Source organism: Winogradskyella jejuensis, assembly GCF_900129745.1.
Taxonomy (GTDB): Bacteria; Bacteroidota; Bacteroidia; order Flavobacteriales; family Flavobacteriaceae; genus Winogradskyella; species Winogradskyella jejuensis.
In genome coordinates, this window is the sequence record NZ_FQWS01000008.1 from 1 (window position 1) to 5,432 (window position 5,432).

Below are 5,432 nucleotides of genomic sequence, written 5' to 3' on the forward strand. Positions count from 1 at the left end.
CAGCCATTTCCGAACTATTTTTAAAATAGTCAGATTCACATTCGATACAAACTGTTTTTTCTTGATTCATCGGTTTTTTCAAATGCACTACAACGGTTGAGCTATGAACAGTACGGGAGCAAACTAGCGTTTGCTTTCCGCCACGCACATAGCGAAATCTTTTTGTTTTGATTTATTTTTTCCTATCCAGAGCAAAATCCTAAAGATTTTGCGGACTTTATAAAAATACACAAACCCTGCGATTAAGCCCGAAGCCCGTATTGTTTATAGGTTTTGTTATCTTCAGTTGTTTCCGACCGAGTAAGCAAGTCCTTTTCAATTTTCCATTCCGCTCGAGTAATCGGTGCGTAAGTCTGGTTTATAATACAACAGAGCATTTTTGGTTAACAAAACTGTAACAAATTGGAAATAGATGTGTCTTTAAGGAAAATAATTAAAAACATCAATCATGAAAAAATCAGTTTTATTATTCATTACTGTAATTCTTGCAGCCCACTCCGCTAGATCGCAGGAGTCGGACTATTCCTTTAAGGAAGTTTATAAAATTACCGAACCTGCTAACCTCGTAATCGAATCTGACAATAGCAACATTGAGGTTATAGCCCATGAAGGTAATAATGTAGAAGTATTTTATATAGTTCAAAAAGGCAATAATCTTCTAAAAATGACGAAGGACGAAATTGAGGATGAAGTTAGTAATCAATGGAAGTTTAGAATTGAAAGCACTAAAAACAGTTTGGATATAGCAGTTTTAAGCACTGTCATAACTGGTCATATTAATTCAGAAGATGCAATAGATGTACATTTTAAAGTTTATGTGCCCAAGCAAACAAGTACCCGATTACATTCATCTGACGGCGATATATTGCTAAAAGGATTGACCTCAAATCAAAATTGTATGTCCAGTGATGGTGATATAAAATTGGTTGATTTATCAGGAGAGATATTTGCCAAGACTTCTGATGGAGATATTATCGTTGATAATGTAACGGGATTACTCGATAGCCATACTAGCGATGGTAGAGTAATAAATTTATCTCAGCAAAAGCTTTGATATGAAGAACGGAATTTTCAATGTTCTTCTGTTAATCGTACTATTTCTAACAGCTTGTAAAAATAAGGAGTTAGAGCCAACAAAAGTCCAAGGCATAAATACTGGCGACGAGGAGATAGAAATCTCAAAATTAGACGTCTTTCTTCAAAATGAGATGGATTCGTTGAAAATTCCAGCGATTTCAATCGCTATTATCAATGATGGCAAAATTGTTTATCATCGGGCAATAGGTGTTTCTAATATTGAAACCAAAGAAAAGATTGATGAAAACTCAATTTTTGAAGCTGCCTCCTTGTCTAAACCTGTTTTTTCATTTTTTGCCTTAAAAATGGCGGAGAAAAGTGTTGTCGACTTGGATAGACCTTTGTTCTTTTACTTGGAAGATGAAAGTATGGCTATTGATGACCGCTATAAAAGTGTGACAGCAAGAATGGTACTTGACCATACAACGGGCTTTCCAAATTGGAGATGGTTTGACCCTGCACCTCCTGAAATGAATGTGCAAAGGGGAGATTTTTATATGAAAGCCGAACCCAATACTTTTACTTATTCAGGTGAAGGTTATCAATATTTAGCGAGGGTTTTGGCACATAATAATTTTGTAAATATGCATGAATTGGCAGACCTTTTCAAAGAAGATGTCGCTAGTCCGTTAAAAATGGAACACGCATATTTTGTTTGGGATGATTTTCTATATGACCATAAGGTTTTTGGACATAAAAATAATGAAGTGGATAGTAGAAGTTGGGGTACAGGCTTACCACACCAACATTCCAAAATCCTAAACGCTGCGGGCGGGCTACATACCGAAGCAAAAAGCTACGCTCAATTTCTGATAGCTTTGATGAATGAAAAAGGTCTCTCTCCCAGTTCTTTTACACAAATGTTTGCCGAACAGGTAGTTTTACCTAAAGACCATAGGTTTTATCTTAATGAGAATACAAAAGCGTGGGGATTAGGTATTGCCATTGAGGAACAGAATGGTAACGAATACTTTAAACATGGCGGTAATAATGGTGGATTTATGTCAGGGTTTTTGATTAACAAAAAATCCAAAAATGGCTACGTCTATTTTATCAATTGTGATAAAGGCAAGGAATTCGATAAAGCTCTAAGGAAATTGTTGGTAAAATAGTCCGTCTTTCCATCGGTCGATTCCATTCCGAATGTTTTTTAACAATTGAAGATAACGGTTTTGGCTATGATTTCGTTGTGGAATCATCCGCAAGATTATTCCGCCGAAATCCAGCCGTTGGATTTATAAATTAATTTTGTTTTAGCTCTCTGCCACAATGAATTATAGCCATTGTTAGCCACTGGCATTTTATCATTTTTGATACCTAATATTTCTTTTTTCTATTCGAACGATTGTGTCATTGAAAAGCATCTGTCGCACTATCCATTCCTTTTCCTCATTAAAATCGAAATATTTCCATCGAAATGTTCCGTATAGACTATCATTTTCATCAAACTCTACCAAAGACTCAAATTCTTGCTGGTCATTATAAGTGTAAATCGAATTAGGCTTAAATTCTTTTCCTTGTTCAATGGGTCCTTTTTCTTCAATTCGGCCGTCCTCTTTCCATTTATGGATAAATCCTGATATAAATACGTCAAGAGTGTCAAACGATTCACTTTTGACTAATCGTTTGTTATCATCATACGACATTTTTACGTATTTAACTTTTTTATCGTTGCCATTTATCCAATCTATTCTGGTTTTATTTCCATTTTCATAATGATTTTCAAACTGCATCATTATCGAATTGTCTGATGAATAATAAATTGATTTTATTTCAGTTCCATTTCCGTCAAAGTCTTTTACGATATAACTTGAAAATGAAATACTATCAGGATTTCCATTCTGTACAGAGTATCTCTCAATTTTAATCGATTCAAAAACTTTGGCAGATTCAACTGCAGATTTTGATTTTTTTTCTTGACAAGAAATAATCATCAAAAGTGTTGCAGTAATAACAATTATTTTTTTCATATCAGTTTTTTCAGCTTGTGGCTAACGTGTTCGTATATGACCTGTACCGATATCCGGACAGATTGGTTACACGAAAATTTATTAAATTAAAAGTAAGAAATTTTTGTGTATGAATGCTGGCATGAATTATACACGTTGTTGTATACCGTTTATTCTTTATCTTTTGCAAGTCTAAAACCAGGTCTTTTAAAATCTGGTTCAACAAACGCTCTGCTAGCTGAACGAGAGTGCCACGGGTCAGCATCATAACTTGCACCTCTACCAACTTTATTGGTTCCAGATATCGGTCCCTTTGGATTTGAAACTTTCGAGTCAAAATATTCGCCATACCAATCGTTGCACCATTCCCATATGTTGCCGTTTATATCACAAACACCCAGTTTATTTGGTTTATAGGTACCGACAGGTGCTGTATATGCAAATCCGTCGTTATAATCTTCCCAAATTCCGCTTCTCGAAGTTTTTTTTCTAAATGTTTCATCTGCCAAATTTTCATTTACAGGCTTGCCATTTCCCCAAGGGTAAATTCCTTTTTCACCACCATTTCGTATTACGTATTCAAATTCCGCCTCTGCGGGTAAGCGATAACTTTCATCAGTTTGTTTGTTCAGCCATTCAATGTAAGCGATGGCATCATTCCAAGAAGTGTTTATTATGGGATGATTATCAATCCAACCCCATTCTGGTTTATTGGGCATCTCTCTCGTTGTTGCTAAACAGAACTCTCTATATTCCGCGACAGTAATTTCGAATTTTGCTATGTAAAAATCCTTAATTTCAACAAGATGTTCTGGCTTCTCGTCTCCCTCACCATCATTTTGACCCATGATAAATGTTCCACCTTTGATTTCAACCATTTCTGGATGGTTAGAAATTTGCTCGTGTAGATCTATACTTTGTGAAAACCCCAAAACACAAACACTAATTACTATGAGTATCCATATTGATTTCATTTTATAAAATTCTTCCATACTTAATAAGGATTCGAGCTTGTGGCTAACGTGTTCGTGTATGGCTCGTACCGACTTTAGAGTAGGAGTGAGTTACACAAAATTTTTATAGATTAAAGATAGATAAATTTTAGTGTATTCAGAGGTATGAGTTATACACGTTGTTGTGCGGCGTTTTCTGTTTATTCTTTTAATTTAAATTTCTGAATTCTATTGCCCAGAATATCACCAACATAAATACTACCTTCATTGTCAATTTGAATATCGTGATACCTTGTGGTAGAACCTTCATAATGTCCTGATCTTCCAAATTGTACTTGTAGATTAGCATCTAAATCAAAACGAAAAATATCTGAACCTTTGACGACATTATTGTCTACAATGAAATAATCTATTCCAAATAAATGGTTATTATGATTATCAATAGTCACCGAATACAATTGGTCAGTCACTTGATTTTGCCATAGCTTTATAAAATTCCCTTTACTGTCAAATTTCTGGATTCGATTATTTTCGCGGTCAGCAACATAGACATTCCCTTCATTGTCCAAGTCAATTCCATGCGGAATTCTAAACTCACCTTTTTCATTCCCTAATTTGCCCCATTCAAACAAATAATCTCCATCTTTTGAAAATTTTACCACCCGACTATTGCCATATCCATCACTAACATAAAAAGACCCATCTGGAGTAATAGCTATGTCAGTAGGTAGATTGAAATGTTCTGAATCATTTCCAGAGACTCTGGCCTCACCTAATGTCATCAACAAATTACCACTTGCGTCAAATTTGAAAACTTGATGAAGACCACAATCCGTGACCCAAATATTGTCTTGACTATCTACCTCAAGTCCATGTGGCATTACAAATAAATCCTTTCCCCAAGATTTCAAAATTTCACCGCTTTTTGAATCTATTTCTGAAATTGTATTTTCCTCAATTACAGGAAGATGAGAAATAGGATTCGTTTCCCAAACTCTGCTAGAGCGATGAAATACAATAATGTTCCCTTTACTATTAAGTCCCAAACCTGCAGGAGTCCCTAAATTAAAATCATTGGGTAGATTAGGCCAATCTATATCTAAAGTATAAACATCAGAATTGTTGTATACTTCTTCTGATATATTTTTTTCGGAGTCTTTACAACTTAAAATCGAAATTGTTATAAGTAGAAGAATAGAAATATTTTTAATCAGTTTCATTATTGGTATTTGATTAGTTTAAATGACGTACAACGGTCTTGTGTATGGCTCGTTGCGGAAAATCAGCTATGATTTTCCGCCGTGACCGAAAGATAGCAAATTGCAATGAATTCCGATTAGGAATTCAGCCGCAATGAGCTATACACGTTGTTGGCAATAGTTATTTATTCAGTTCATTTATCCAATTGACAAGATATTGTTTAAATAAAAAGTCAACGTCGTAAATTTCATTT

Annotated in this window: 5 protein-coding genes; 2 read left to right on the forward strand and 3 right to left on the reverse strand. The window is 34.8% G+C overall.

Annotated features, from left to right (window positions below):
* The first annotated feature begins 448 nt into the window (after positions 1–448).
* Both BUB95_RS14070 and BUB95_RS14075 read left to right on the forward strand, forming a co-directional pair.
* The gene (locus BUB95_RS14070) at positions 449–1,054 is read left to right on the forward strand and encodes a DUF4097 family beta strand repeat-containing protein (protein ID WP_073087701.1); all 606 of its coding nucleotides are present in this window, start codon (positions 449–451) and stop codon (positions 1,052–1,054) included.
* Position 1,055: 1 nt separating this feature from the next.
* Positions 1,056–2,189 carry a serine hydrolase domain-containing protein gene (locus BUB95_RS14075; protein WP_073087703.1) on the forward strand — a complete coding sequence of 378 codons (1,134 nt, stop codon included), beginning with the start codon at positions 1,056–1,058 and terminating at the stop codon, positions 2,187–2,189.
* Positions 2,190–2,381: 192 nt separating this feature from the next.
* Here the strand turns inward: BUB95_RS14075 and BUB95_RS14080 are convergent, their stop codons facing one another.
* From BUB95_RS14080 to BUB95_RS14090, 3 genes are all read right to left on the reverse strand, one after another.
* On the reverse strand, positions 2,382–3,047 hold the full coding sequence (locus BUB95_RS14080) for a hypothetical protein (RefSeq protein WP_073087705.1): 666 nt from the start codon (positions 3,045–3,047) through the stop codon (positions 2,382–2,384).
* A gap of 149 nt (positions 3,048–3,196) precedes the next feature.
* On the reverse strand, positions 3,197–4,018 hold the full coding sequence (locus tag BUB95_RS14085) for a formylglycine-generating enzyme family protein (protein WP_083573403.1): 822 nt from the start codon (positions 4,016–4,018) through the stop codon (positions 3,197–3,199).
* A 161-nt stretch (positions 4,019–4,179) separates the two neighbouring features.
* A complete protein-coding gene (locus BUB95_RS14090) occupies positions 4,180–5,199 on the reverse strand; it encodes a peptidyl-alpha-hydroxyglycine alpha-amidating lyase family protein (protein WP_073087709.1) in 1,020 nt (339 codons plus the stop codon).
* Between the last annotated feature and the right edge of the window lie 233 nt (positions 5,200–5,432).

Bases quoted from the DNA above. Each gene is read 5' to 3' on its own strand.
- BUB95_RS14090 (WP_073087709.1), bottom strand. From the start codon at position 5,199: ATGAAACTGATTAAAAATATTTCTATTCTTCTACTTATAACAATTTCG.
- BUB95_RS14080 (WP_073087705.1), bottom strand. From the start codon at position 3,047: ATGAAAAAAATAATTGTTATTACTGCAACACTTTTGATGATTATTTCT.
- BUB95_RS14075 (WP_073087703.1), top strand. From the start codon at position 1,056: ATGAAGAACGGAATTTTCAATGTTCTTCTGTTAATCGTACTATTTCTA.
- BUB95_RS14085 (WP_083573403.1), bottom strand. From the start codon at position 4,018: ATGGAAGAATTTTATAAAATGAAATCAATATGGATACTCATAGTAATT.
- BUB95_RS14070 (WP_073087701.1), top strand. From the start codon at position 449: ATGAAAAAATCAGTTTTATTATTCATTACTGTAATTCTTGCAGCCCAC.